Source organism: Gelidibacter sp., from assembly GCF_035515035.1.
Lineage (GTDB): Bacteria > Bacteroidota > Bacteroidia > Flavobacteriales > Flavobacteriaceae > Gelidibacter.
Genome location: NZ_DATJCA010000106.1, coordinates 91,045 through 117,659, shown reverse-complemented (window position 1 = coordinate 117,659; position 26,615 = coordinate 91,045). Strand labels below are relative to the sequence as shown.

General features: G+C 37.0%; 22 protein-coding genes and 1 tRNA gene. 11 read left to right on the top strand and 12 right to left on the bottom strand.

The window, feature by feature from the left end; all coding sequences use genetic code 11:
• The first annotated feature begins 5 nt into the window (after positions 1-5).
• Both VLZ86_RS08765 and VLZ86_RS08760 read left to right on the top strand, forming a co-directional pair.
• Positions 6-2,081, top strand: coding sequence for a pitrilysin family protein (locus tag VLZ86_RS08765; RefSeq protein WP_325450410.1), 2,076 nt, complete (start codon positions 6-8; stop codon positions 2,079-2,081).
• A 257-nt stretch (positions 2,082-2,338) separates the two neighbouring features.
• Positions 2,339-2,863: a heavy metal-associated domain-containing protein gene (locus VLZ86_RS08760; protein ID WP_325450408.1), complete on the top strand. Its 525-nt coding sequence runs from the start codon at positions 2,339-2,341 to the stop codon at positions 2,861-2,863.
• A 61-nt stretch (positions 2,864-2,924) separates the two neighbouring features.
• Here the strand turns inward: VLZ86_RS08760 and VLZ86_RS08755 are convergent, their stop codons facing one another.
• From VLZ86_RS08755 to VLZ86_RS08745, 3 genes are read right to left on the bottom strand one after another with little or no spacing between them, the layout of a single operon-like run.
• The gene (locus tag VLZ86_RS08755; protein ID WP_325450406.1) at positions 2,925-3,443 is read right to left on the bottom strand and encodes a YciI family protein; all 519 of its coding nucleotides are present in this window, start codon (positions 3,441-3,443) and stop codon (positions 2,925-2,927) included.
• 22 nt (positions 3,444-3,465) lie between these two features.
• Positions 3,466-3,945 carry a CYTH domain-containing protein gene (locus tag VLZ86_RS08750; RefSeq protein ID WP_325450404.1) on the bottom strand — a complete coding sequence of 160 codons (480 nt, stop codon included), beginning with the start codon at positions 3,943-3,945 and terminating at the stop codon, positions 3,466-3,468.
• Positions 3,938-4,597: an NAD(P)H-binding protein gene (locus VLZ86_RS08745; protein ID WP_325450402.1), complete on the bottom strand. Its 660-nt coding sequence runs from the start codon at positions 4,595-4,597 to the stop codon at positions 3,938-3,940. The genes VLZ86_RS08750 and VLZ86_RS08745 overlap by 8 nt, the downstream gene beginning before the upstream one ends.
• A gap of 43 nt (positions 4,598-4,640) precedes the next feature.
• Between VLZ86_RS08745 and dinB the strand changes: the two genes are divergently transcribed.
• The gene (dinB, locus tag VLZ86_RS08740; RefSeq protein ID WP_325450400.1) at positions 4,641-5,747 is read left to right on the top strand and encodes a DNA polymerase IV; all 1,107 of its coding nucleotides are present in this window, start codon (positions 4,641-4,643) and stop codon (positions 5,745-5,747) included.
• Between the two features lie 18 nt (positions 5,748-5,765).
• On the opposite strand, the gene VLZ86_RS08735 is transcribed toward dinB, so the two are convergent.
• The 6 genes from VLZ86_RS08735 to VLZ86_RS08710 all read right to left on the bottom strand — a co-directional run bounded on the left by VLZ86_RS08735 (position 5,766) and on the right by VLZ86_RS08710 (position 10,680).
• Entirely contained in the window at positions 5,766-6,158 is a 393-nt protein-coding gene (locus VLZ86_RS08735) for a hypothetical protein (protein WP_325450399.1), read from the bottom strand.
• Between the two features lie 220 nt (positions 6,159-6,378).
• Positions 6,379-7,821, bottom strand: coding sequence for a pyruvate kinase (gene pyk, locus VLZ86_RS08730; RefSeq protein ID WP_325450397.1), 1,443 nt, complete (start codon positions 7,819-7,821; stop codon positions 6,379-6,381).
• A 3-nt stretch (positions 7,822-7,824) separates the two neighbouring features.
• Positions 7,825-8,304 carry an IPExxxVDY family protein gene (locus VLZ86_RS08725; protein WP_325450395.1) on the bottom strand — a complete coding sequence of 160 codons (480 nt, stop codon included), beginning with the start codon at positions 8,302-8,304 and terminating at the stop codon, positions 7,825-7,827.
• 125 nt (positions 8,305-8,429) lie between these two features.
• Positions 8,430-9,176, bottom strand: coding sequence for a ribonuclease III (rnc, locus tag VLZ86_RS08720; RefSeq protein ID WP_325450393.1), 747 nt, complete (start codon positions 9,174-9,176; stop codon positions 8,430-8,432).
• 7 nt (positions 9,177-9,183) lie between these two features.
• A complete protein-coding gene (gene fabF, locus VLZ86_RS08715) occupies positions 9,184-10,434 on the bottom strand; it encodes a beta-ketoacyl-ACP synthase II (RefSeq protein WP_325450391.1) in 1,251 nt (416 codons plus the stop codon).
• A gap of 12 nt (positions 10,435-10,446) precedes the next feature.
• A complete protein-coding gene (locus VLZ86_RS08710; protein ID WP_007647141.1) occupies positions 10,447-10,680 on the bottom strand; it encodes an acyl carrier protein in 234 nt (77 codons plus the stop codon).
• A 299-nt stretch (positions 10,681-10,979) separates the two neighbouring features.
• Here VLZ86_RS08710 and VLZ86_RS08705 point away from each other — a divergent pair, with 299 nt between their 5' ends.
• From VLZ86_RS08705 to VLZ86_RS08690, 4 genes are all read left to right on the top strand, one after another.
• On the top strand, positions 10,980-11,579 hold the full coding sequence (locus tag VLZ86_RS08705; protein ID WP_325450360.1) for a phosphoribosylglycinamide formyltransferase: 600 nt from the start codon (positions 10,980-10,982) through the stop codon (positions 11,577-11,579).
• 110 nt (positions 11,580-11,689) lie between these two features.
• Complete coding sequence (locus VLZ86_RS08700; RefSeq protein ID WP_325450358.1) at positions 11,690-12,328, top strand: ribonuclease H family protein; 639 nt, start codon at positions 11,690-11,692, stop codon at positions 12,326-12,328.
• 729 nt (positions 12,329-13,057) lie between these two features.
• Positions 13,058-13,993, top strand: coding sequence for a PfkB family carbohydrate kinase (locus VLZ86_RS08695; RefSeq protein WP_325450356.1), 936 nt, complete (start codon positions 13,058-13,060; stop codon positions 13,991-13,993).
• A gap of 211 nt (positions 13,994-14,204) precedes the next feature.
• Positions 14,205-16,103, top strand: a complete 1,899-nt coding sequence (locus VLZ86_RS08690) for an amidophosphoribosyltransferase (RefSeq protein WP_325450354.1) — start codon at positions 14,205-14,207, stop codon at positions 16,101-16,103.
• A gap of 605 nt (positions 16,104-16,708) precedes the next feature.
• Here the strand turns inward: VLZ86_RS08690 and VLZ86_RS08685 are convergent.
• Entirely contained in the window at positions 16,709-17,317 is a 609-nt protein-coding gene (locus VLZ86_RS08685; protein ID WP_325450352.1) for a superoxide dismutase, read from the bottom strand.
• Between the two features lie 211 nt (positions 17,318-17,528).
• Between VLZ86_RS08685 and VLZ86_RS08680 the strand changes: the two genes are divergently transcribed.
• From VLZ86_RS08680 to VLZ86_RS08665, 4 genes are all read left to right on the top strand, one after another.
• Positions 17,529-20,681, top strand: coding sequence for a UvrD-helicase domain-containing protein (locus VLZ86_RS08680; protein WP_325450350.1), 3,153 nt, complete (start codon positions 17,529-17,531; stop codon positions 20,679-20,681).
• Positions 20,682-20,704: 23 nt separating this feature from the next.
• Positions 20,705-21,898, top strand: coding sequence for a glycine C-acetyltransferase (gene kbl / locus VLZ86_RS08675; RefSeq protein WP_325450348.1), 1,194 nt, complete (start codon positions 20,705-20,707; stop codon positions 21,896-21,898).
• A gap of 124 nt (positions 21,899-22,022) precedes the next feature.
• The gene (locus VLZ86_RS08670; protein WP_325450346.1) at positions 22,023-23,384 is read left to right on the top strand and encodes an OmpA family protein; all 1,362 of its coding nucleotides are present in this window, start codon (positions 22,023-22,025) and stop codon (positions 23,382-23,384) included.
• A gap of 67 nt (positions 23,385-23,451) precedes the next feature.
• Complete coding sequence (locus VLZ86_RS08665) at positions 23,452-26,208, top strand: PD-(D/E)XK nuclease family protein (RefSeq protein WP_325450344.1); 2,757 nt, start codon at positions 23,452-23,454, stop codon at positions 26,206-26,208.
• A 75-nt stretch (positions 26,209-26,283) separates the two neighbouring features.
• On the opposite strand, the gene VLZ86_RS08660 is transcribed toward VLZ86_RS08665, so the two are convergent.
• Positions 26,284-26,357, bottom strand: a tRNA-Ala gene (locus VLZ86_RS08660).
• Positions 26,348-26,590 (bottom strand): GIY-YIG nuclease family protein, encoded by a 243-nt coding sequence (locus tag VLZ86_RS08655; RefSeq protein WP_325450342.1) that lies wholly within the window; start codon positions 26,588-26,590, stop codon positions 26,348-26,350. Before VLZ86_RS08655 ends, VLZ86_RS08660 begins: the two co-directional genes overlap by 10 nt.
• Positions 26,591-26,615 lie beyond the last annotated feature (25 nt).

Sequence of the window (26,615 nt, the reverse complement as noted above, 5' to 3'; positions counted from 1 at the left end):
ATCATATGAAAACTTATATATCAGGATTCTTAATGGTGTTTTTTATGGCTTTTTCTGCTCATGCACAAATTGACCGCTCAAAACAACCTCAACCCGGACCTGCTCCAAAAATCGATCTAAAGTCACCTCAAGAATTCACTCTTAAAAACGGGATGAAAGTCATGGTTGTTGAAAACCACAAACTCCCTAGAGTTTCATTTAGCTTAACTATTGACAATAAACCAGAAACTGAAGGTGCTAAAGCTGGTGTTTCTAGCTTGGTTGGTAGCATGATGGGCAATGGAACGACATCTATCTCTAAAGAAGCATTCAATGAAGAAATTGATTTCTTGGGCGCGCGTTTAAACTTTAGTTCTTCGGGAGCGTTTGCCAGTGCTTTAATTCAATATTCTGATAGAATCTTGGAATTAATGGCTGACGCTGTCATTCACCCTTTATTAGTTGAGGAGGAGTTCCAAAAAGAAAAAGAACGACTAATTGAAGGCTTAAAGACACAAGAAAAAAGTGTTGATGCTGTTGCTTCACGTGTAGGAAGTGCTTTGTCTTATGGTGTAAAACATCCATATGGAGAATTTGTAACTACAGAAACTGTCAATAACATCACCTTTGGAGATATAAAAGCTTTTTACGAAGAAAGCTTCAATCCTAATAACGCCTATTTAGTTGTGGTTGGAGATGTGAATTTCAAGACCATTAAATCTCAAATCGAAAAACGATTTGGAAACTGGACTAAATCTGTGGACATTCAAACAAATGTTCCAGAAGCAATGCCCAATGCACAATACACACAAATCAATTTTGTGGATATGCCAAACGCAGTGCAGTCTAACATTGTATTGACCAACAACGTCAATTTGAAAATGAATGATCCAGATTACCATGCCGTATTGATTGCCAATAAAATCTTAGGAGGTGGCTTTGATAGTTACCTTAACATGAACTTACGTGAAAAGCATGCTTATACCTATGGGGCAGGATCTAACGTAAATGCCGATAAATATATTGGCCGTTTTAGAACGAGTACTGCAGTAAGAAATGCCGTTACAGATAGCGCGGTAGTGCAAACATTAAAAGAAATTAAGCGCATTAAGGAAGAGCCTGTAGATCCAGTTGCCCTAAAAAATGCAAAAGCAAAATATGTAGGCGACTTTGTATTGGCTTTGGAAAGTCCGCAAACTGTCGCCCGTTATGCTTTAAATATTAAGCTGAACAACTTGCCAAAGGATTTTTACGAAACTTTTTTGCAGAAAATCAATGCGGTTACTGCTGAAGATGTTAAGCGTGTAGCCAATAAATATTTCAAACCAGAAAATGCACGTATTATCGTGGTCGGAAAAGGTGCCGATGTTTTGGAAAACCTAGAGAAAACTGGAATTCCAATATTGTATTTTGACACTTTTGCAAATCCTGTGGATAAGCCTAAATTCTCAAAACCAATCCCAGACGGAGTAACAACTCAAACCGTGATTGACAATTATTTAAAAGCGGTTGGCGGTAAAGACAAAGCAAAATCAGTAAAAACAGTATGGACTGATGCAAATATTACCATTGAAGGCATGCCTTTTTCTCCTGTTGGCGAAATGAAAGCCATGGTGCCAAACAAAACTTCTATGGAAATGTCCATTGAAGGAATGGGGGTGATCATGAAACGAAAATTCAACGGCACCACTGGATATATGGAACAACAAGGTGCAAAACTAGAACTTACAGAAGATCAGATTGCAGACCAAAAAGCTGAAATTTCAATTTATCCTGAATTGTATTATGAGCCAAGTGCGTTATCTTTAGAAAGCATGATCAGTATTGATGGAAAAGATGCGTATAAAGTGAAAGTTACTTTAAATGGCAAAGATTCGTTTCGTTATTACGAAGTCGAGTCAGGCTATTTAGTGAGAGTTGAAAAAACAACGGAAGCACAAGGACAAACGTTTACAACTGTTGAAGATTATGGCAATTATTCGCCAGTGAAAGAAATGATGTATCCTTACAGCATGTCTGTTACTACAGGACCACAAGTCATCAAAATGAACGTGACCAACCACAGAGTAAATGAAGGGGTTACTGAAGCTGATTTCAATTAACCTAGCGTTATAAATAAAAAAGTCTGAGGTTTTAAACTTCAGACTTTTTTTTTGCTTTATACAACCGCCCGACCAAACTATTTAATTGTTCTGTCTGTTTATGGAAACAAATTTCTGATGCCAATGTTTCTCGACTTAACATCCTGTATTATAAATTGTTGATTTTTAATGTAAAAAAGCTGAACTTTTCTTAAGTTTGTTTCTTATTACTTTTCTAAACGCTTTAACTCACATCGAGTTCTAAATTATTATATCCTATGAAACCATTCAAAACACTTGTATTGCTTACTGCATTGGCACTATTCTCAGTAGGCTGTAAAGAGGCTCAGCCTGAAATTAAAACAATTGACATGGAGCAACCAGAAATGGTCTCTGAAAAGCAATTGGATCCTAATGCTATCTATGCGAAAGCAGAGTTTGGAATAGAGGGAATGACCTGCGCCATGGGTTGTGCAAAAATGATTGAAAAGAAAATCGCTAAAATGGATGGCGTAAAATCGGCTACAGTTGATTTTGACACAAGGTTGGCAATGGTTGAATATGATAATGCTAAAGTAAGCCCTAGCACTCTGGAGGAAGCCGTTGTATCGGTTTCAGATGCCTATAGCGTGAAGGACATGAAAAATGTTGACGCATTTTCTACGGACCATAACTGTGGCGCAGATTGTAAAATGGCATGTTGTGCCGATAAGAACCTGAAAGATGAACACAATTCTATTGATAATAAAGCATGTAAAGACGACTGTAAAAAGGCATGTTGCGCTAAAAAGGAGAAAGCTTAAACTTCTAACATATACATCTTTTGGAAAACCACTGTTGCGCAAACAGTGGTTTTTTTATTATTTACCTCAGGGAGTAACCTTTTGGAGCCCACCACGGGTGAATTTCAATCACCAAACTGCCTTGTTTAACCATCGGATCAGCATTAGCGAGACTGTCAGCCATTTTTAAAGTTGGTACATTATAAATGGTAATTCCAGATAGGTCACCAATATCCCCAAAAGGTCCAGAAATATCAGCATAACCTAAATCATACATGTTCTTTAAGTGCGCCAAATGGGCCTTTAATAGACGTTTGGACTCTTCTTCGTTTTGGATTTTGTTGGGACCATTCTTTAAAAAAGCGATAAAATATTGCTGCATGATAATCGTATCCTTCGTTTTCTCATCAATTACATCAAAAATTTGATAACCTTTTTTAAGCAAATCTTCTCTAATTTCTGTTTGGGTCTTCGGCTCAGGAAGGATTGTATCCAAACGTTCTGAACCTACCGTCACATCATCTTTGTCTATCTTTCGGTATTTCTCACTACAAGAGGTCAAAAAGAGCAATGCTCCAACTATCCAAACTATATTTTTCATAATTCTCTGGTTTATAAACTTACTAAGACCAATTTTTATAAGGGTTCTTTAATAATTGAGAGTTAAAGTATTTTGACTGTCCGGTAACCTCCTTACCGAGCCATTCTGGTTTTAAAAAAACTTCAGAAGCATGGCTAAGTTCAATCTCTGCAACAATCAATCCTTCATTAGTGCCAAAAAACTCATCCACTTCAAAAACATGTTGCCCAGATTTAACTTCATACCTAATCTTATCAATAATGCCTTCTTCACACAGCTTCAACAGAGCCAGGGCATCTGATACGGATATTTGCTTTTCCCATTCAAAACGAGACACCCCATCTTCTGATGGTTCGCCTTTAATAGTCAAAAAACCTTCATCGCCACTGATTCTGATGCGGACAATTCGACGTTTATCTGAATTCAAAAAAGCTTGAACAATCCGAGTTCGCTTAAATGCTTCAGACTTAAACGCGTCTGAAACAACTAAAAACTTACGTTCTATTTCAATTAATTCACTCACCTAATTCCTGTATTTTTTCTGATTCTATTCGTACTGAATTATACTTATTATTTGCTAGCCACACCATACATTTTGCGATGGTCTCTGGGGCAATGGGCTGATAACGTTTAAGACCTCCAAAACGAAATATCGGTTTTATGAGATTCATCAGGGCATTAAACACGTATTCGCCAAAGCGAAATTCTTCGCGTTTACCGCTAATCAAGGACGGTTGTAAAATATAAGTGTATGGAATTTTTTGCTCCAATACTGCGGCTTCCATTTTTCCTTTTGTTCTATTGTAAAAAACCTTACTCTTCTTTTTGGCTCCCAAAGCTGAAATGACTAAAAAAGTGTCAATTTCATTCTCTTTGCAAAGTTTTGCCGCTGCCACAGGTATTCCATAATCAATTTTAACGTAGATATCTTTATTTGAGGTTTTCGCTTTGGTAGTTCCCACACAACAATACACTTCATCAGCTTTAAATTTATTTTGATAATGCGACAATTCGAATAAGTCAATGATATATTCTTCTAATTTTGGATGTTTAATGTTACAAGAATTCCTTCCAAAAACAGTCACATGACCATAGCGCTCGTCTTCCAAGAGCATTTTCAACAAAATGCTCCCTGTAAACCCAGTTGCTCCCAAAACAATAGCCGTTTTTGCCATCTTTTATAATTTCTGTTCCGTTTAGATGTTATAAATTTACACTATGCCAAACAATTTACCAATAAGAAAGATCATTCATGTGGATATGGACGCTTTTTACGCATCTGTTGAACAAATGGATCATCCTGAATTGAAAGGTAAAGCATTGGCGGTTGGAGGTAGTGAGAAACGAGGCGTTGTGGCAGCTGCAAGTTATGAAGCGAGAAAATTTGGTGTTCGAAGTGCGATGAGTGGGATGCAAGCTAAACGTAACTGTCCTGACTTGATTTTTGTTCCCCCACGATTTGATCGCTATAAGGAAATTTCAAAGAAAGTAAGAACCATATTTTATGATTATACAGATTTGGTGGAACCTCTTTCTTTGGATGAGGCCTATTTGGATGTGACCGAGAATAAAAAAGGCAATCCAAGTGCCTCTTTGATTGCCCAAGAAATTAGACAACGTATTTTTAAAGAAGTTGGACTTACCGCTTCGGCAGGAATCTCCATTAATAAATTTGTAGCTAAGATTGCCAGCGATTACAACAAGCCTAACGGACAAAAAACAGTCAATCCTGAAGATGTTTTAGACTTTTTAAAAGCTTTGGATATCAGGAAATTTCACGGCGTGGGAAAAGTAACGGCCGATAAAATGTATCAATTGGGGATTTTTACGGGTGAAGATTTAAAATTAAGATCCCTAGACTATCTTGAACAGCATTTTGGCAAATCAGGTAGTTATTATTACTACCTGGTTAGAGGCATTCACAACAGTGAGGTCAAACCCAACCGCATCCGAAAATCTTTAGCTGCTGAGCGTACATTTAATGAAAATTTATCAAGTGAGATTTTCATGCTGGAAAAATTGGAAAAAATTGCCAAAGAAGTCGCAAAGCGTTTGGAACAAAGTAAAGTGGCAGGAAAAACCGTCACTTTAAAAATAAAATACAGCGATTTCACCCTACAGACCCGAAGCAAAACCTTACCCTATTTTGTAAGTAATAAAGAGGTTATTCTTGATACTGCCAAAGATTTATTGTATCAAGAAAAGATGAGTAATTCCGTAAGGTTACTTGGGATTTCCATGTCCAACCTAAATACTGAAGACAAGGCTACTCAAGTGACTAATTTAAAACAAACCGTCAACGTACAATTGAAGTTTGGTTTTTAGTTAGATCCGTGGTTAACTTTAATTTTCGACAACATTAATTTCTGCCCGATAATCATCGGGGTCAATAGTTTGATCTGAAATTGGATATGGTATAATTTGAACTAATTGGATGGTAAACCCTTCAAGGATGGTATCGTTTTGAAATTTGCTATTAGTGTGCAATTTAAAACTCCTGACAGTATTGTTTTTTGTAAATGTGAAAGCGGCCACAGCATCACCTTCCCAAACGCAAACAACACCTGTTGGGCATCTTGAATCATTAACAATCGAGTCCAAACAGATGCGGGCGTCACTTTCAAATTTGTCAAAACACCCATCACGCTTTAAATTAACAGTGCCATGGGTGCCCATATCGTTATCGGCACAACTAAAACTTATACATAGAAGTAAAAGAAGGAAGGCCTTTTTCATTAGCGTTATATTGTTTTTTGTAAACTATAAAGTCGATGCTATATCAACAGATGTATCTTCAACGAATTGGTTGCGTTTATAATTTTTCAAATTTGACGGTCTATAAATTTAACTCTTTTTTAAACATCATACATTTATCAATAAAAAAACCTCAAAGACTTTGATTGAAAGCCTTTGAGGTTGGTATGTGTAAAAGCTAAATCTTATATAGCTTCTTAACTTAAAAATTACAATTCGTAATTTCAGTAACTCTTAAAGTGTTGACCATCCCTTTTTCTTGTATAGGCATTGCCGCCAAACTTACCAGCATATCACCTGTCTCTAGATAGCCTTCTTTACACGCTATGGCATTCACATCTTCAATAGTTTCATCAGTGCTTACAAACTTGTCATAGAAAAACGCTTTAACTCCCCATAATAAACTGAGTTGTGTTAAAATACGTCTATTAGATGTAAATACTAAAATATGTGAACTTGGTCTCCACGCTGAAATTTGAAAAGCAGTATAACCACTATTCGTCAATGTTGAAATTGCTCTTGCGTTGATTTCATTGGCCATATTTGCGGCGTGAAAACAAATGGATTTTGTTATATAACGCTTGGTACGAATATGTGGTGGCGACTGTGGTACCTTAATCAAAGGTGAATCCTCCACACTTTTAATAATATTGCTCATTTGTCTGATCACTTGCACAGGATATTGTCCTACAGAAGTTTCACCTGAAAGCATCACAGCATCAGCCCCATCCATTACTGAGTTGGCAACGTCATTCACCTCTGCACGCGTTGGCGTCAAACTTGAAATCATCGTTTCCATCATTTGCGTGGCAATGATTACTGGAATACGTGCGCGTTTGGCTCTTAAAACCAGTTGTTTTTGAATTAATGGAACTTCCTCTGCAGGAATTTCCACACCCAAGTCACCACGTGCTACCATCAATCCATCACAATAGGCAACAATTTTATCAATATTTTCTACAGCTTCCGGTTTCTCAATTTTGGCAATAATCGGAATTTTATGATCACTATGCTTCTTGATCAATTCTTCAAGTTCCATTAAGTCCTCCGCATGGCGCACAAAGGAAAGAGCCATCCAATCCACTTTCATTTTGATTGCAAAAATGGCATCTTCAATATCTTTTTCTGTCAAGGCAGGTTGTGAAATATTCGTGTTTGGTAGGTTTACACCCTTCTTCGATTTCAAAGGACCGCCCTGAATGACACGAGCCTTAACTTCAGATTTTTTATCTGTAGAGACCACTTCAAAAATCAATTTCCCATCGTCCAGCAATATGCGTTCGCCTGGTTTTGCATCTTGTGGAAATTTATCGTAGGTCATATAGACACGCTCTTTTGTGCCTTCAAATTTCTTGCCCGTTGCAAAAATTATTTCATCACCTTCATTAACCACAACTTCGCCTTTCATTACGCCAACGCGCAATTTTGGCCCTTGTAAATCGCCCAAAATGGCAGCATTATATCCAAATTCCTCATTGAGTTCACGAATCATTTTGATGCGTTCTTCAACATCTGCATAATCAGCATGGGAAAAGTTAATTCTAAAGACGTCCACACCTTCATCAAGCATTCCTTTTAATACGGCTTTAGTACTGGTAGCTGGTCCTAACGTGGCTACTATTTTTGTTTTTTTTCGTTTTTGCATTAATCAAAAAATTAAATTATCTCTAGACCTTAATTGGTCTACATCAATCGTGTAGGTTGTTATTACTTGAGGGATGGCCTGGATTTTGTCTAACATCAGCTTCTCGTCCAGATAGCGGTCGTCATTGGTGATTTTGATCAAAAAATCCACATTTTTAAGTTCAGGCAGCAAATGATATGTTTTCAATACTTTTTCACTGGTTGAAAACAAGGAACCAGAACTTTGCAAGATGTCCTCCTCTTTTTTACAAACGTTTGACACCATGTGCCAAGTTGTAAAAAGTTCTTCATCAAACCATTCGTAAATAGGATAGTTAGCAGCAAAATATTTGTAGTCTAAATCTTGAGGTTGACGTTTCAGGTTCAGGTTCAAATATTTATTGAGAAGATACGCCAATCTGTAATCTTCCAATCTACAATGTACGGCTAAAAGTGAGTAGGATGCGTCATAAAAATCATCTACAAGTAGTTTGTGTAACGCCATAGTGATAATAACATGAGCCGTAAAGATAGCACTTTATCTCCACTGTAATATCAAGTTTGGTATATTCTTAACAGGCGCATCAAGCGAAATCGTTATAGTTAGTAACTTTTATGGAACGCGGAGAGCTATTCTTTAAAAGATCGATTTATCTTATTTTGAAAAGCAAAAAAAGCACGTTTGGAAGCTTTTTCTTCGGCCTTCTTTTTTGAAGTTGCTCGTGCTTTGGAAACTACTTTTCCATCTATGGAGAGCTTCACGGAAAAATGCTTGAGATTATCATTGCCCGTATCTTCATAGACATTATAGTCAAAAGTCTTCTTTTCTTTTTGGCACCATTCAATCACCAAACTTTTATAACTAATGACCTTTCCTTCTAGCGTCTCAATATCAATATGCTTGTTGATGACTTTTTTATTGATGAACTTCTCGCATTGTTTGTAACCTTTGTCAAGAAAAACAGCGCCAACAAGGGCTTCAAACAAATTACCGTGAATGTTACTTCCAAAATTATTTTTAGGGATTTTAGATTCGACAAAGTCGATGAGCTTAAGTTCCTTGCCCAATTCATTTAGGTGCTCCCTACTGACTACTTTAGAGCGCATTTTTGTCAAGTATCCCTCATCTCCTTCCGGCACTTCGGCATAAAGATAAGCGGCAATAACAAGTCCTAGCATGGCATCTCCAACAAATTCGAGCCTTTCATAGTTGAGCGCCATTCCCTTTTCATCCTTGATATTCATGGAACGGTGGGTAAACGCCTTAATGTAAAGACTCTTGTTTTTAGGCTTATAACCTAAGATTTTCTGAAGTTCTAAAAAAAAATTCCCGTCATTTTTAGAACGGGAATTTAATATGTTACGAATGTAATTCATTCGGGATTTAATCTAATTTTTTGAATAATACACAAGCGTTATGACCGCCAAATCCAAAAGTATTACTCATGGCCACGTTAACTTCTCTCTTCTGAGCTTTGTTAAGTGTTAAGTTTAATTGCGGATCAATATTTTCATCAACAACCGAATGGTTGATCGTTGGAGGCACAATGCCGTGTTCCATGGCCAAAATTGAAGCAATGGCTTCAATAGCCCCTGCGGCACCTAACAAATGGCCTGTCATTGACTTTGTTGAATTGATATTGATATTCTTGGCATGTTCACCAAAAACCTCCGTAATGGCTTTAAGTTCAGCAACATCACCTAAAGGTGTGGACGTACCGTGTGTATTGATATGATCAACATCTTCGGGCTTCAATCCAGCATTTTCCAAACAATTTCTCATTACGGCAATAACTCCTATTCCCTCAGGATGTGGGGCAGTCATATGATAGGCATCAGACGACAATCCGCCTCCAACTACCTCAGCATATATCTTGGCTCCTCTTTCTTTTGCATGCTCATATTCTTCCAAAATGATCGCACCGGCACCTTCACCCAAAACAAAACCATCTCTGGTAGCGTCAAAAGGTCTCGAAGCCGTTTCTGGACTATCATTCCTGGTTGATAAGGCATGCATGGCATTAAAGCCACCCATTCCTGCAATGGTAACAGCTGCTTCACTACCGCCCGTAACAATTACATCGCAATAGCCCAAACGAATATAGTTTAGGGCGTCAATCATTGCATTGGCAGCAGATGCACAAGCCGAAACCGTGGTATAGTTAGGGCCCATAAATCCATGCTTAATGGAAATGTTCCCTGGAGCTATATCTGCAATCATTTTTGGAATAAAGAACGGATTGAAACGCGGGGTTCCATCTCCTGCGGCAAAATTAAGCACCTCATTTTGAAAAGTCTCTAAACCTCCAATACCAGCTCCCCAAATAACACCAACGCGAAGTTTGTCCACAACATTTAGATCCAATTTAGCATCTGCAATGGCTTCATCTGAAGCCACCATGGCATACTGCGTAAATCTGTCCATTCGGTTGACCAGCTTCCTGTCAATGAATTGGGTAGCATCAAAGTTTTTTAATTCGCACGCGAATTTAGTTTTGAACTTTTCAGTATCAAAATATGTTATTGGCGCAGCACCACTTTTACCACTAACCAGAGCGTCCCAATATTCATCTTTGGTATTCCCGATTGGTGTAAGAGCACCTAACCCTGTAACTACAACTCGCCTCAATTCCATAAAGTCTGTTACTTATTTTGCTGCTTCTATATAAGAGATAGCTTGACCAACTGTAGCAATATTTTCTGCTTGGTCATCTGGAATTTGGATATCAAATTCCTTTTCAAATTCCATGATCAATTCCACAGTATCCAAAGAATCTGCTCCTAAATCATTTGTGAAGCTTGCTTCAGTGACAACTTCGTTCTCGTCTACACCTAATTTGTCTACTATAATCGCTTTTACTCTTGATGCAATGTCTGACATAATATTTAATTTTAAGTTTTATTAATTGGCAAAAATAAAAAACTTTATTCTAAAACCCATTATTATTTCTACAATGTGTTAGAATTGTGTTTGTGATTTGCAAAAATACATCTAAGTATTTCTATTTTACCTCCTAATTGTTAATAATTATTCTTTTTTTTGTTTTTGAATTTGGAAGCTAATATCTGTAAATGAAATGAGATTATGGAATTTTGCTGAACATTTTTTAATTTGATAGTAAATTGCACCTGCATTTTGACAGTCAGGTCTGACAATAATTTAAAAAGAGAAATTAGCCGATGAAACGTATCGTAATTTTTGCGTCCGGAAGTGGTACTAATGCTGAAAATTTAATCAAGTATTTTCACAACAGAGATATTGGTTCTGTCATTCTGGTGTTGACTAACAATCCTCATGCCAAAGTTTTAGACCGCTGTAAAAACCTCAAGGTAAGTGCGCTGTCTTTCAACAGAATTGCATTTTCCCAGAGTAATGACGTGCTCAATATCTTAAAATCATCGCAGCCCGATTTGATAATTTTGGCTGGTTTTTTATGGAAGTTTCCAGATTTTATTCTGCATGAATTCCCTAATAAAGTCATCAACATCCATCCTGCCCTACTTCCCAAATACGGTGGAAAGGGAATGTATGGTAGTTTTGTCCATGATGCAGTTGTGGCGAATAAAGAAGCTCAAACAGGTATTACCATTCATTATGTTAATGAGCATTATGATGAAGGCGCAATCATTTTTCAGGCGAAATGCGACCTGAGCCCATCAGATACCGCGGAAACGGTTGCGGATAAAATACACGAATTAGAAATGGCGCATTTCCCGAAGGTGGTTGAGGAATTATTGAGAACTCAAGAGAGTAATTCCAATGGCCGAAGGGAAGGATAGATCCTCAAATGAGTAGGCTGTTTCGTCCGAATTAGTGAAAATCTGTATAACTCGCGTGCAAGAAATTATTAATAAATTTAGTGGGATTACCGCCGTCGCGGGAAGTAAACATGAGCAAAAAGAAGAAATATTACGTCGTTTGGAAAGGTCACAAAACCGGTATTTTTGAAAAATGGAACGATTGCAAGGCCCAGATCACAGATTACCCAGGGGCACAATACAAATCTTTTGAAACCTTTGATGCTGCAAAAAAAGCTCTCGATGGAAACTACAGAGACTATATAGGCAAATCCAAAAGTTTTAAAAGTGATTTGACCGAGGCACAACTCAAAAAAATAGGACAGCCCAACTACAACTCCATTTCAGTAGATGCAGCCTCAAGTGGTAATCCGGGTATTATGGAATATAGAGGCGTGGATACCAAAACGAAAAAACAACTCTTCATTCAAGGCCCATTTCCTGAAGGAACCAATAATATTGGAGAATTCTTAGCCCTTGTTCATGGTTTGGCTTTCCTTAAAAAACACGAAAGCGAACGGATCATGTATACTGATTCAAAAATTGCGATGAGTTGGGTCAAGAAAAAAACTTGTAATACAAAATTACCGCGCAATGCAAAAAACAGGGAGCTATTTGAATTGGTAGATCGAGCCGTTAACTGGCTTAAAACGAATACTTACACGACGACCATAGTCAAATGGGAAACCAAAGCTTGGGGAGAGATTCCTGCGGATTTTGGGCGGAAGTAAGAGCGTCTTATTGGAAATATTGCAAGTAGATTCAGCTCCCTCATATGAATGCCGCTGATTATAACAAACCCAATTTTGATCCTGAAAAACGCCTAGTGCCTTTTTTGAGAACTTACTTAGGCTATTGAACATCCTACCTGGCTTTTCTTTAGGGCTGAAGATCTTGGCAATTACCTCAACAGTGGGAATAAAACAGATGTCCATATCCAAAATACATTTTCTGATTTAGAAAGTAAATGTTCCTGCTCACTTATCAGTCAAACGAAAAAGACGCGGAACAGATCCGGTATATAAGAAAAAACTATGGCCAAGAATTAAATGCCCTTTCCAGTGGGGAAGCATACCTTCATACCATGAACCCAATGATAAAGTAACCCGGAATTTATTTGGATGAGCCAGAAGCAGCCTTTTGTCCGTCAAAACAATTATCTTTTATCTATTTACTCCATAACCACTTGCAAAATCATTTAACCCAATTTATCATTAGAACAGGTTCCTCAATGCTTTTGGGTTATCCTCTAGCAACCATTTATAACATTAGCAATAAAGGAATGCCGGCAACACCACTTGAAAACACGGATCATTATTTAGATAAATAATCATTTTTGAATTACCCCAAGGCCTTTTTACGTCATTTCCATTCTTGACAAACCTGAATAATTCCTCGAAATTAGTACTGAATTCGTGACTAAAAAGCATTATCTTTGCAGCAAATTTTGAAACCTCAGTATGAGTAAATTAGTAATAGTAGGTACCGTCGCTTTTGACGCTATTGAAACACCTTTTGGAAAAACAGATAAAATCTTGGGCGGCGCCGCAACCTTTATAGGCTTGGCAGCATCCCAATTTAATGTAGATGCCGCAATTGTTTCGGTTGTTGGCGGTGATTTTCCTCAAGAATATTTAGACTTGTTAGCTAATAAGAATCTTGACATCACGGGTGTTGAAATTATAAATGAAGGCAAAACCTTCTTCTGGAGTGGAAAATATCATAATGATATGAACACCCGTGACACTTTGGCAACTGAACTTAACGTGCTTGCCGATTTCAATCCGGTAGTTCCTGAAAACTATAAGAATGCAGACGTGGTCATGCTTGGCAATTTACATCCGTTAGTTCAAATGGGTGTTTTAGAGCAAATGAACAAAAAACCTAAAATGGTGATTTTAGACACCATGAATTTTTGGATGGATTGTGCTCTTGAAGAATTAAAAGCAGTGATCAAAAAAGTAGACGTCATTACCATTAATGACGAAGAAGCACGTCAATTGACTGGGGAATACTCGCTTGTAGTGGCTGCCCAAAAAATCCATGAGATGGGTCCAAAGTATGTGGTCATCAAAAAAGGAGAGCATGGCGCTTTGTTGTTCCATGGCGAAAACGTCTTTTTTGCACCTGCCTTACCATTGAGAGAAGTATTTGATCCAACTGGCGCTGGCGATACTTTTGCTGGTGGATTTGCAGGGTATTTGGCAAAAACAGAAGACTATTCTTTTGAGAATATGAAAAATGCTGTCATTTATGGTTCTACCTTAGCTTCCTTTTGTGTTGAAAAATTTGGTACAGAACGGATGAAACATCTCGAAGACAAGGAAGTTTATCAGCGGTTGAGTCAGTTTAAACAGCTTACCCAGTTTGAAATCGTCTTAGAGAATCATCAATAATTTTGAAAAAACGTATCATTAGAACTAAAAAAATAAAACAATTTCTTATGACCCCTAATCAACATCAATCGGAGACATTTAAAATTGAATTGACATTAACTAACGCGCTCTTAATGGAGCGCGTTTTTTAATACCCTTAGTTTGTAATAACTTTCAATCTATTCAGACTAAACCCCAATAACGATAGCAAATCTAAAATTGAAAAAGACCAATGAGTGATGCGATAAAACATGAGTGCGGAATTGCACTGATCAGACTTTTAAAACCCTTAGAATTTTATAAAGAAAAATACGGGAGTGCATTTTATGGCGTCAATAAAATGTATCTAATGATGGAAAAACAACACAATCGCGGTCAAGATGGCGCAGGTTTTGCTAGCATCAAACTCGATACCGCACCAGGAGAACGCTATATCAGTCGGGTGCGCTCCATTGCACAACAACCCATTCAGGACATTTTTGCGCAAATCAATGAGCGTGTCAACCGAGAGTTTGCAGAACATCCAGAATACACAGATGACGTTGCCTTACAAAAAAAGAACATTCCTTATATAGGTGAAGTGCTTTTAGGACACGTACGTTATGGAACTTTCGGAAAGAACAGTGTGGAGAACGTGCACCCCTTCTTAAGGCAGAACAATTGGATGCACAGAAACCTGATTGTTGCTGGAAACTTTAACATGACCAATGTTAATGAGTTGTTTGAAGGTTTGGTTAAAATAGGACAACATCCAAAAGAAAAGGCGGATACCGTTACCATCATGGAGAAAATAGGTCATTTTTTAGATGATGCCGTGGCTAAAAAATACAAGCAACTTAAATATGAAGGTTACAACAAGAATGAATGTTCGCCATTGATTGCCGACCGACTTAACGTTGCCAAAATATTGAAACGCTCGGCAAAAGACTGGGATGGAGGCTATGCAATAGCTGGCCTTTTAGGACATGGCGATTCTTTTGTACTCCGTGATCCTGCAGGAATACGTCCTGCATACTATTATCAAGATGATGAAATTGTAGTTGTAGCGTCTGAACGCCCAGTAATTCAAACCGTATTCAATGTTAATTTTGACGATGTGAAGGAATTAACCCCGGGTCATGCCATCATCACAAAAAAATCTGGAGAAACGACCATTAGAAAAATCTTGGCACCATTGGAGCGCAAGGCTTGTTCATTTGAGCGCATTTATTTCTCGCGAGGTAGTGATGCCGAAATTTATCAAGAACGAAAAAAACTGGGCAAGCTTCTCATGCCAAAAGTCTTGGAAGCAATTAATTTTGACACTAAAAATACTGTCTTTTCCTATATTCCCAATACAGCTGAAACGTCATTCTTTGGAATGATTGAAACTGTAGAAGATCATCTCAATAAAAAGAAGACAGAAGCAATCCTTGAGGGCAATGGTGGCCTATCAGCAGAAAAAGTGACACAGATCTTATCCGAACGTCCTCGAATAGAAAAGATAGCCATTAAAGACGTTAAGCTCAGAACTTTTATCACTGAAGATAGCACCAGAGACGATTTGGTGGCGCACGTCTATGATGTGACTTATGGCGTGATAAAACCTACGGACAACCTGGTAATCATTGATGATAGTATTGTGCGTGGCACGACCTTAAAGAAGAGCATCATTAAAATGATGGACAGGCTCCATCCTAAAAAAATTGTTGTGGTATCCTCGGCACCTCAAATTCGTTATCCGGATTGCTATGGTATCGATATGGCGAAACTTGAAGACTTAATTGCTTTTAGGGCCATGCTTGAGCTTCTCAAAGAAAATAACAAATACCATCTTGTAGAAGAGGTCTACAATAAGTGCTTAGAACAAGTTGAACTGGAAGATAAAGATGTTAGGAATTTTGTAAAGGAACTTTACAACCAATTTAGTGCAGAACAAATTTCCGATAAAATTGCAGAGCTTATTTGTGATTCAAGTGTGAAATCAGAAGTAAAGACCATTTTTCAAACTATCGAAAACCTCCATATTGCTTGTCCTAAAAACTTAGGTGATTGGTATTTTACAGGAAATTATCCTACAGCTGGAGGAAATCGTGTTGTCAATAGAGCTTTTATCAATTTTTATGAAGGAAATAACAAACGTGCCTATTAGATTTAGGAGAATGAGAATAGCCTTAATTAATTAACAAAACGACTCTTTATCGGATAATTATGTAATTCATCTAAATTATACATCAAGTTATTGAAATTCAATATACTTTAGTGTCACCATAACATAAGTAGGTTAAGTTCATGGTAGATTTGGGGCAAAAAAAGGTAAACTTCTGTTTACCTTTTTTTATGCCCTTTTTTTTGTAGCATATCCTATTGATTTTTAAGTTGATAGTATCTGACACTAAAACAATGACTTACAATATACTCATTCTAGATTTTTTTCGACTAAAAACATCATTCAGCCTAATTTATTCGCAGTTTATCTAATAAATTGAACTATTACATTTTAGACCACTTATATTTGCTTCACCATAACATAAGTAGGTTAAGTTTATGGTAGATTTGGGGCAAAAAAGGTGGACACTCGTCCACCTTTTTTCATTTCACACCTGCGTAGGCAGGTGTCTATAAATATAATTCCAACATAAGATTTTCCAAAGCACTTCACTTTCACATAAAAAAAAAGCAAACTTTTTCAAGTCTGCTTTCATTATTTTATTTAAAATCTACAAGGTTTTGAAAACCTTGTAGACAATCGAAATGTTATTTCGCTTCTGCATAACGTCTTTCAACCTCATTCCAATTGATCACATTAAAAAATGCATTGATATAATCAGGTCTTTTATTTTGGTATTTCAAGTAATAGGCATGCTCCCAAACATCCAATCCTAAAATTGGGGTACCTCCGCAACCCACTCCTGGCATCAATGGATTATCCTGGTTTGGTGTTGAGCAGATTTCCACTTTCCCGCCTTTATGTACACATAACCAAGCCCATCCTGAACCAAACTGAGTTGCAGCAGCTTTACTGAACTCATCTTTAAAAGCATCAAAGGAATCAAACGCTGCTTCTATAGCATTTTTCAAGTCTCCTGACAAACTTCCTTTTCCTTCTGGATTCATAATTTCCCAAAACAGGGAGTGGTTGTAAAAACCGCCACCATTATTTCTAACAGCCTTATTCTCCATATCTAGATTAATCAAGATATTTTCAATAGTTTTACCTGCCAAATCAGTACCTTCAATGGCAGCATTTAAATTATTGGTATAACCCTGATGATGTTTTGAGTAATGGATTTCCATTGTTTTCGCATCGATATGAGGCTCTAAAGCATCATAAGCATATTTTAATTTTGGTAATTCGAAAGCCATAATGTATATATTTTAAAGTGTTAATATTTATTCAACCCAAATTTACACATAAAACTGTGCATTAAAAAATATTAAACGCTTCGTATTAAAGAGTTAAGAAAAGTTTAACGTTGGTACGGATGTTAGCATGAAAAGCACGGTATTGTTGAAAACTTCAAATTTCCACATATAAATCAGGGATAGTTTTTATCTTGTATAAAAAATCTAAATAATGGAAATCAAACATCCGTTCCTAATTTATAATGCCTCAGCTGGCAGTGGGAAAACCTTCACGTTGGTCAAAGTGTACTTAAAAATACTGTTCACCGCCAGCCACCCAAATGCATTTAAAAACATTTTGGCTTTAACGTTTACCAATAAAGCGGTTGCTGAAATGAAAGAACGTGTTGTAGAAATGCTGGTTGCATTTTCAGACCCTAGTATTTTACTAAATCCCATTCCAATGTTCGGGATTCTTTCTGATGAACTTAATATTGATTCCAGAACACTTCATGAAAAATCAAAAACAATCCTAAACACCATCGCTCATAATTATGCAGCATTTGATATTTCTACAATTGATAAGTTCAACCACCGATTGATCAGAACATTTGCCCACGATTTAAAACTACCTCTCAATTTTGAGGTAGAATTGGACACCAAAACAATTCTTGCAAAAGCAGTGGATCAATTGATCGATAAAGCGGGGACAGAAAAAGAACTCACCAAAATACTCGTGGATTTTGCCATCGAAAAGGCCGATGATGATAAAAGCTGGGATGTTGCTTTTGACTTTAATCAAATTGCACAACTGCTCATTAATGAAAATGATATTCCGTATTTTGAAGCTCTAAAGGAAAAATCTATTGAGGATTTTAAAGGGCTTAAAACACAGCTTCTCCATCAAATTACCCTCTTAGAAACTGACATTATTCAAAAAGGACAGGCCACTCTAGATCTTATTGAGCAAAACCATTTAATGTTTAATGATTTTTCAAGTGGCTATCTTCCGAAACATTTTTTAAAATTAGCTGAGGGCAATTTTGATATCAATCTGAATAAGTTAAAATGGCAAACCGATTTATTGGAAGGAAACCCACTTTATCCAAAACGTGTTGATGCCGATAAAATGGGAACCATAGATATGCTCCAACCAGCGATTGCTTCGTTTTTTGAACAGAGCAAACAAGATATCATTCAATTTAAGTTTCTGAAAAATATTCTTAAAAATATCACGCCATTATCGGTTTTAAATGCGATTTACAAAAGCCTTCAAGATATAAAGGCTGACGAAGATTTAGTCCTTATTTCAGAATTCAATTCCCTTATCAGTACTGAAATAAAGTCGCAGCCAGCACCATTTATTTATGAACGCATTGGAGAAAAATATCGACATTATTTTATTGATGAATTTCAGGATACCTCAGCGAAACAATGGGAAAATCTAATTCCTCTAATTGACAATGCCATCTCGAGTGAGAATTTAAAGGGCGAAATAGGCTCCGCCATGTTGGTGGGCGATGCGAAACAGGCTATTTATAGATGGCGTGGTGGGAAAGCAGAGCAGTTTATAGATTTATATACAAAACGAACACAACCTTTTCATATCCTACAGCACATTGATAATTTACCAAAGAATTATAGAAGTTTAGAAACCATTATAAATTTCAATAATAATTTTTTTAAACACCTTTCCACTTTTGCTTTTTCTGATCCATCACATCGTGAAATCTATGAAGCCAGTCACCAAAATATTCATTTAAACGGTGAAGGGTTTATTGAGCTTTCGTTTCTGGAATTTGAAACGGAGGACAAAGACGCCGCTTACGGCCAAAAAGTATTGGAAGCCATTCAAAAAGCTCAGGAAAACAACTTTGAGTTGCGGGATATTTGCATTATTGCAAGAAAATCAAAAGAAGGAATCGCTCTTGCTGAATATTTGAGTGTGGAAGGCGTCCCCATTATCTCTTCAGAATCCTTACTGCTCAAAAATTCGCCAGAAGTACAATTTCTCACCAATATCATTGCATTGGCATCACAACCATATAATGAAATGTTAAAAATTGAGACCTTGAGTTATTTGGCGGACCACCACCTTAAATTGGAAGATTTCCATCAGTTTTTTCAAAGTCTGGTTCATTTAGATGCTTTTGAGATGTTCAAAGCACTGAATCAATATGATCTGTTTTTCGATTTTAATCAATTTTTACAACTTCCTTTTTATGAAGCTGTAGAAAGTGTGGTCAGGCAATTTAATTTAAATAAAACCTCCAACGCTTATGTTCAGTTTTTTTTAGATGAAGTTTTAGACTATTCTCAGAAGTACAATGCCGGTTTTTCGAATTTCACCTCACATTGGGACGTCAAAAAGGAAAAGTTATCCATCACGTCTCCACAAGGTAACAACGCTGTGCAGATCATGACCATCCATAAATCTAAAGGTTTGGAATTTCCAGTCGTAATTTTTCCTTATGCCAATCAGGATATTTATTTTACTATGTCACCTAAACTATGGTTTCCCGTGAATCCAGAGGCGTTCAATGGTTTTTCAAATGTTTTTATCAATGTCAATAAAGATTTGGAAGACCTTGGAGAATTAGGACAAACCATGTATGCCGATTATAAGGCTCAGTTGGAATTGGACAGTATAAATTTGTTATACGTTGTCCTCACTCGGGCCGTGGAACAGCTCTATATTGTCTCAGAACACGTTGTCGATAAAGGAAATAAAGACAAGATAACCCTGTATTCAGAATTGTTCATTAGTTACCTCAAATCGGCCGGATTATGGAATGACTCCGAAAAGACCTACACTTTTGGGCAACCAAAGCGGGTGCTGTCGGCAAAAAAAGTTGAAAAATCCACTGTTCAGGAATGCTTCATCTCTGTAGCAAAAGAAAGTCACGATCTACGCATTGTAACCAATGCCGGTTATTTATGGGATACAGAGCAAGAAGCCGCCATTGAAAAAGGAAATTTGGTGCATTTGATCTTATCCAGGATTAAATCAGAGAACGATATTGATCTTGTTTTTGATGACTTTGAAAGCAAAGGAGATCTCAATCCCCAACAAAGCTCAGAACTTAAACCTATTATCAACCACATCGTACATCATGAACAATTAAAGGCTTTTTTCTTGCCCGAACATGCGGTGTATAATGAAAGGGATATTTTGACTTCGGGAGGTCTTATTTTAAGGCCTGATCGCATTGTAGTGAACAATAACCTTGAAGCCGTTATTATGGATTATAAAACAGGTGCTGAACGGCCTACACATCAAAATCAACTTAGGGAATATCAAATTATTCTTGAAGAAATGGGTTTTAAGGTCGTGAAAAAAATACTTGTATACATAAATGAGGACATTCAAGTAAAAGAATTTTAACTTTGCAATAAATTCAAATTATTATGTACGGCAAAATACAACAACACTTACAAAAAGAACTTGAAAATATTAAGGAAGCTGGGCTTTATAAAGAAGAACGTATTATCACTTCTCCACAGGGCGCAGAAATAACCTTAGATACTGGTCAAACTGTTCTAAATTTTTGTGCCAATAATTATTTAGGTCTATCCTCGCATCCAGAGGTAGTGCAAGCTGCCAAAGACACTTTGGATAGCCATGGATTTGGTATGTCTTCAGTGCGATTTATTTGCGGCACTCAAGATATCCATAAAACATTGGAGCAAAAGATTGCTGAATTTTACGGCACAGAGGATACCATCTTATACGCCGCTGCATTTGATGCCAACGGTGGTGTATTTGAACCATTATTGGATGCAGAAGATGCAATTATTTCTGATTCCTTAAACCATGCGTCCATTATTGATGGTGTTCGTTTATGTAAGGCGGCACGTTACCGTTACCAAAATAACGACATGGAAGATCTCGAAAAACAGCTTATTGCGGCCAACGAGAATGGTGCACGCTTTAAGATTATTGTAACTGACGGCGTCTTTTCAATGGATGGATTGGTAGCACCATTGGACAAGATTTGTGATTTAGCGGATAAATATGATGCTATGGTCATGATTGACGAATGCCATGCCACTGGATTTATTGGAGAAACGGGACGTGGTACCTTAGAAGAAAAAGGTGTTATGGGAAGAATAGATATTATCACTGGAACTTTAGGGAAAGCTATGGGCGGCGCCATGGGTGGATATACTACAGGTAAAAAAGAAATCATTGAGATGCTGCGTCAACGCTCAAGACCTTATTTATTTTCAAATTCACTTGCTCCTGCAATTGTTGGTGCTTCTATTAAAGTATTTGAAATGCTTGCTAACGACACGACTTTAAAAGATCAATTGACAAAAAACACCAAATATTTCAAAGAAGCCATGTTAAACGCAGGTTTTGATATAATAAATGGTGATTCTGCAATTGTTCCAGTAATGCTTTACGATGCCAAACTATCTCAAACCATGGCTGAAATGCTCCTTAAAGAAGGCATTTATGTAATAGGGTTCTTTTTCCCAGTTGTACCTAAGGATAAGGCCAGAATTAGGGTTCAATTATCGGCGGCCCACACAAAAGAACATTTAGATAAAGCCATTGCTGCTTTCATTAAAGTCGGAAAATCGTTGGATATTATCTAAAACTAGTCCAAACAGTCCTATTTTAAGGCAATTATTCAACATTTTTATATATTTGTCTTTGTTAATAAAGTTTAACATCTTACTTTTGCTCTTAATTAACACTTAAAAATTAAATTATTAGAATATGAAAAATCTTAGCAGATTATTTTTCGCTATGTTGCTTCTATTAAGCTTTAGCAACGCCAACGCACAAGACGCTAATAACCCTTGGGCAATTGGGGTTGGCGTAAATGCAGTTGACTTTTACCCAACGGGTGAAGACGGACAGGGAGGAATCTTTGATGAGTACTTCAATTTTGGAGACCATTACAACGTCTTGCCTTCATTATCTTCAATTTCTGTTTCTAGATACTTATCAGACGGTTTTTCATTAACTGTAGCTGGTACTATCAACGAAATCAGTAAAATTGGTGATGCACCAGCTGATGATTTATCTTACTATGCTTTAGATGGTACAGTTAAATATAGCTTTGGTCACCTATTAAACTCAAAAGTTTTTGAGCCATACCTAGGAGTAGGTGGTGGTTACACTTGGGTTGATGACATTGGAGCGGGTACTCTTAACGGAACTCTAGGTTTCAACGTTTGGTTTTCAGATAACATTGGTATAACAGTTCAATCTGCTTACAAACATGCTTTCGAAGACTATTTAGCTACACATTTCCAACACACTGTTGGTTTAGCACTTAAATTTGGTGGAAAAGACACTGACGGAGATGGTATCTACGACAAAGACGATGCTTGTCCAGACGTTCCTGGTTTACCAGAATTCAACGGGTGTCCTGACACTGATGGCGATGGTATTGAAGATGCAAAAGATGACTGTCCAAATGAAGCTGGTTTAGCTGAATTTAATGGCTGTCCTGATACTGATGGTGACGGTGTTCCAGATCATTTAGATGACTGTCCAACTGTTCCAGGCTTGAAAGCCTTGAAAGGTTGTCCAGATGCTGATGGTGATGGTGTTCCAGATCATATTGATGAGTGTCCAAACGTAGCTGGTCCTGCCGCTAACAAAGGATGTCCTTGGCCTGATACAGACGGAGACGGTGTATTAGACAAAGATGACAAATGTCCAGACGTTCCTGGTACTGTTGCAAACTTTGGTTGTCCTGAAGTTAAGCCAAGTGCTGAGAAAATGAAACAATTGAATGACTATGCTAGAACTATCTTATTTGATACTGGTAAAGCAACATTCAAGAAAGAATCTCACCAAACTTTAGAGGCTATGAACGCTATCTTCAAAGAATTCCCAGAAGCTACTTTTGCTATCGAAGGATATACTGACAGTGTAGGATCAGAAAGATCTAACCAATTGTTGTCAGAAAGAAGAGCTAACGCTGTAAAAGATTGGTTAATTGCTAACGGAATTGACAAAGACCGTTTAACTGCAAAAGGTTTTGGTGAAGAGAATCCAATTGATTCTAACAAAACTGCTGCTGGTAGAACTAACAACAGACGTGTAGAAGTAAAACTTACAAACTAAGTTTTAAAAAACTATAAATATTTCAAAAAAACGCTCCGATATTCGGGGCGTTTTTTATTTTTATACAATGAGGAGTTTTCTAAAAGAAGTCATCGACGATATACAAGAGAAGGGGTGGGATATTTCACAACTCACTTTTGTATTACCAAGTAAAAGAGCTGGTACCTTTTTAAAGGATATCCTTTCGCATACTATTGAGCAGACAATATTTGCACCCGAAATTCTATCCATTGAGGAATTTATTGAAAAACTTTCTGAGCTCACTTACGCCAGCAATACAGAACTTCTTTTTGAATTTTACCAAGTATACACAAAGCTCACTCCAGATGAGCAACAAGAAACCTTCGACCAGTTTTCAAAATGGGGACAATTACTACTTCAGGATTTTAATGAAATAGACCGGTACCTCATAGATCCTGATCATATTTTTGATTATTTAACTTCCATTAAGGAAATTAATCATTGGTCTTTATCAGAGCAGCAAACGCCCTATATCAAAAATTATTTAGCATTCTGGAACCGACTTAAAATCTACTACGCATCGCTAAAGGAAGAACTGATCCTAAATAAAAAAGGATATCAAGGGTTGGTATACAGGGAAGCGGTAAATGGCATTGGATCTTACATGACATCCAATCCTAATAAGAAACATATTTTCATTGGTTTTAATGCTCTAAATAAAGCCGAAGAACGCATTATACAAGACTTACTGGAGCAGGAATTGGCAAATATCTATTGGGATATTGACGAAACATTTGTTAACAACCCTATACACGATGCCGGTTTATTCATCAGACAACATCTCAAAAATTGGCCATATTTCAAAAAAAATGAAATACATTGGATAGGTGAAAATTATCGCTCAGATAAAAACTTACACACTGTTGCTGTTCCGAAAAGTATAGGGCAAGTAAAGTATATTGGTGAATTACTGGACACCTTGTCCAGGGACGATCTAAAAAATACTGCAGTTGTTTTAGGAGATGAAACGCTATTAATGCCCTTACTTAATAGTATTCCAGAAAAAGTAGAGGCAATAAATATCACCATGGGTCTGCCTCTTAAATCGGTACCCTTGGCGTCATTATTCGATTTGGTATTCAAGATTCAGAAGAGTCACGATAACACACTTTATTATAAAGATGTCGTCGCTATTTTATCCCACTCGTTTATACAATCTGTATTAACCCATGATGACATTAATTACAGCAATCACATCATAAATTATATTCAAAGTAATAATATTGTTACGATATCCGTTGAGAAACTATTAACCCTTTCAGAAGGGAAACAAGAGGTTTTAAGACTTTTATTCCAATCCTGGAACAATAGCTCGGAGAAAGCATTTAACAACTGCTCACGTCTCATTTTAATGCTAAAAGCAGAACTCGATTTAGAAAAATCAAAGAACCTTTTAGCTCTCGAATATCTTTATCGATTTAATCAAATATTTAATGAGCTCCAACGCTACAACTTAAAATATAACCTCATCAGCAACAGTACAACACTCTATTACCTTTATAGAGAGCTATTGAGTAGTGAAACACTAGATTTTAAAGGCGAACCCTTACAAGGTCTCCAAATTATGGGTATGTTAGAGTCTCGCGTACTGGATTTTGAAACGGTTATCATATCATCCGTCAATGAAGGCATTCTTCCGGCAGGAAAAAGCACAAATTCATTTATACCTTTTGATGTTAAACTTGAAAACGGTCTTCCAACCTATAAAGAAAAAGATGCGGTTTACACCTATCATTTTTACAGACTTCTACAACGCGCAAAAAATGTATACATCATCTATAACACAGAACCTGATGTATTAACCGGTGGTGAAAAGAGCCGATTTATAACACAGTTACAGATTGAAAAGATTCATAACGTAAAACATTCTATTGTCGTTCCAAAAGTGGAGGTTGCGCAAAAGCAGTTCAAAATCATTAAAAAAACCGAGGGCGTGATGACAAGGTTGCAGCAGATAGCCAGCAACGGGTTCTCGCCATCATCATTAACAAATTACATCAGAAACCCTTTAGATTTTTATTATCAGAAGGTTTTAAAAATTCAAAGTTTTGAAGATGTTGAAGAAACTGTAGCGGCCAATACCTTGGGAAGTGTCATTCACCAAACCTTAGAAGATTTTTATACGCCTTATAAAGGGCAAATGCTAACCGAGGCGCACTTGAAGAAGATGAAAACTTTAATCAATGCTAGTGTAACGCTCCATTTCAAGTCATTTTATAAGGAAGGCGATATGACCAAAGGAAAAAACCTTATTATTCTTGAAGTAGCCAAGCGTTATATATCAAATTTCATCAATAAAGAAATTGAAACTTTAAAAGCCGGGCACCAAATTAAGATTATAGATTTAGAAAAGGAACTTGACATTCCCGTCAACATCCCAGAATTGAACTTTGAAGTCCGTTTAAAAGGTACTGTGGACAGGATTGATGAATTTAATGGAACACTCAGGATTATTGATTATAAAACAGGAAAAGTTAATCCAGGGCAAGTGGAGATCGTGGACTGGGAAGATATTACCTTAGATTACAATAAATACAGCAAAAGTTTTCAGGTTTTGGCCTATGCCTATATGCTGAATGAAACGGAGCTAATTTCTCAACCAATTGAAGCCGGAATCATTTCATTTAAGAACCTTCAGGGCGATTATTTCTTAAAATTTGGACAAAAGCCATCATTAAGAAGTAGAGACAAGGACCAAAGCATTACCGCAGAAACCTTAGTTCATTTTCATGAAGAACTCAAAAGACTGATCCTAGAAATATGCAATCGTGAAATCGATTTCATTGAAAAAGACGTCAATTAGTAGAAAGTTCAGAAATGAACCCGTTTTAAAAAAGGATTAAAACAAAAAAGCAACGCTTTCGCATTGCTTTTTCTGTGGAGAAGGACGGGCTCGAACCGACGACCTCTTGACTGCCAGCCAAGCGCTCTAGCCAACTGAGCTACATCCCCAAATTATCTTTACGCCACCTCCGTCCTGCGGAAGTTTTGAAATATTTTTCTCTAAACCTTGCTTCTATTCTCGTAGGATAATCCTCAGAGTGAAACAGTTCCCAAGGTGTAAATGCCTTAGTGGATTTTACTTGACCAGAATTATGCGATTTTAGTCTGTCTTTAAAGGATGACGACATTCCTACATAAAACCTGTCAAATTTAGGGCTATATAATATATAAACCACAAACATATTTCGACTATTCTAGCGCTCCCCG

Bases quoted from the DNA above. Each gene is read 5' to 3' on its own strand.
- VLZ86_RS08765 (WP_325450410.1), top strand. From the start codon at position 6: ATGAAAACTTATATATCAGGATTCTTAATGGTGTTTTTTATGGCTTTT.
- VLZ86_RS08760 (WP_325450408.1), top strand. From the start codon at position 2,339: ATGAAACCATTCAAAACACTTGTATTGCTTACTGCATTGGCACTATTC.
- VLZ86_RS08755 (WP_325450406.1), bottom strand. From the start codon at position 3,443: ATGAAAAATATAGTTTGGATAGTTGGAGCATTGCTCTTTTTGACCTCT.
- VLZ86_RS08745 (WP_325450402.1), bottom strand. From the start codon at position 4,597: ATGGCAAAAACGGCTATTGTTTTGGGAGCAACTGGGTTTACAGGGAGC.
- dinB (WP_325450400.1), top strand. From the start codon at position 4,641: ATGCCAAACAATTTACCAATAAGAAAGATCATTCATGTGGATATGGAC.
- VLZ86_RS08735 (WP_325450399.1), bottom strand. From the start codon at position 6,158: ATGAAAAAGGCCTTCCTTCTTTTACTTCTATGTATAAGTTTTAGTTGT.
- pyk (WP_325450397.1), bottom strand. From the start codon at position 7,821: ATGCAAAAACGAAAAAAAACAAAAATAGTAGCCACGTTAGGACCAGCT.
- VLZ86_RS08725 (WP_325450395.1), bottom strand. From the start codon at position 8,304: ATGGCGTTACACAAACTACTTGTAGATGATTTTTATGACGCATCCTAC.
- rnc (WP_325450393.1), bottom strand. From the start codon at position 9,176: ATGAATTACATTCGTAACATATTAAATTCCCGTTCTAAAAATGACGGG.
- fabF (WP_325450391.1), bottom strand. From the start codon at position 10,434: ATGGAATTGAGGCGAGTTGTAGTTACAGGGTTAGGTGCTCTTACACCA.
- VLZ86_RS08710 (WP_007647141.1), bottom strand. From the start codon at position 10,680: ATGTCAGACATTGCATCAAGAGTAAAAGCGATTATAGTAGACAAATTA.
- VLZ86_RS08705 (WP_325450360.1), top strand. From the start codon at position 10,980: ATGAAACGTATCGTAATTTTTGCGTCCGGAAGTGGTACTAATGCTGAA.
- VLZ86_RS08700 (WP_325450358.1), top strand. From the start codon at position 11,690: ATGAGCAAAAAGAAGAAATATTACGTCGTTTGGAAAGGTCACAAAACC.
- VLZ86_RS08695 (WP_325450356.1), top strand. From the start codon at position 13,058: ATGAGTAAATTAGTAATAGTAGGTACCGTCGCTTTTGACGCTATTGAA.
- VLZ86_RS08690 (WP_325450354.1), top strand. From the start codon at position 14,205: ATGAGTGATGCGATAAAACATGAGTGCGGAATTGCACTGATCAGACTT.
- VLZ86_RS08685 (WP_325450352.1), bottom strand. From the start codon at position 17,317: ATGGCTTTCGAATTACCAAAATTAAAATATGCTTATGATGCTTTAGAG.
- VLZ86_RS08680 (WP_325450350.1), top strand. From the start codon at position 17,529: ATGGAAATCAAACATCCGTTCCTAATTTATAATGCCTCAGCTGGCAGT.
- kbl (WP_325450348.1), top strand. From the start codon at position 20,705: ATGTACGGCAAAATACAACAACACTTACAAAAAGAACTTGAAAATATT.
- VLZ86_RS08670 (WP_325450346.1), top strand. From the start codon at position 22,023: ATGAAAAATCTTAGCAGATTATTTTTCGCTATGTTGCTTCTATTAAGC.
- VLZ86_RS08665 (WP_325450344.1), top strand. From the start codon at position 23,452: ATGAGGAGTTTTCTAAAAGAAGTCATCGACGATATACAAGAGAAGGGG.
- VLZ86_RS08655 (WP_325450342.1), bottom strand. From the start codon at position 26,590: ATGTTTGTGGTTTATATATTATATAGCCCTAAATTTGACAGGTTTTAT.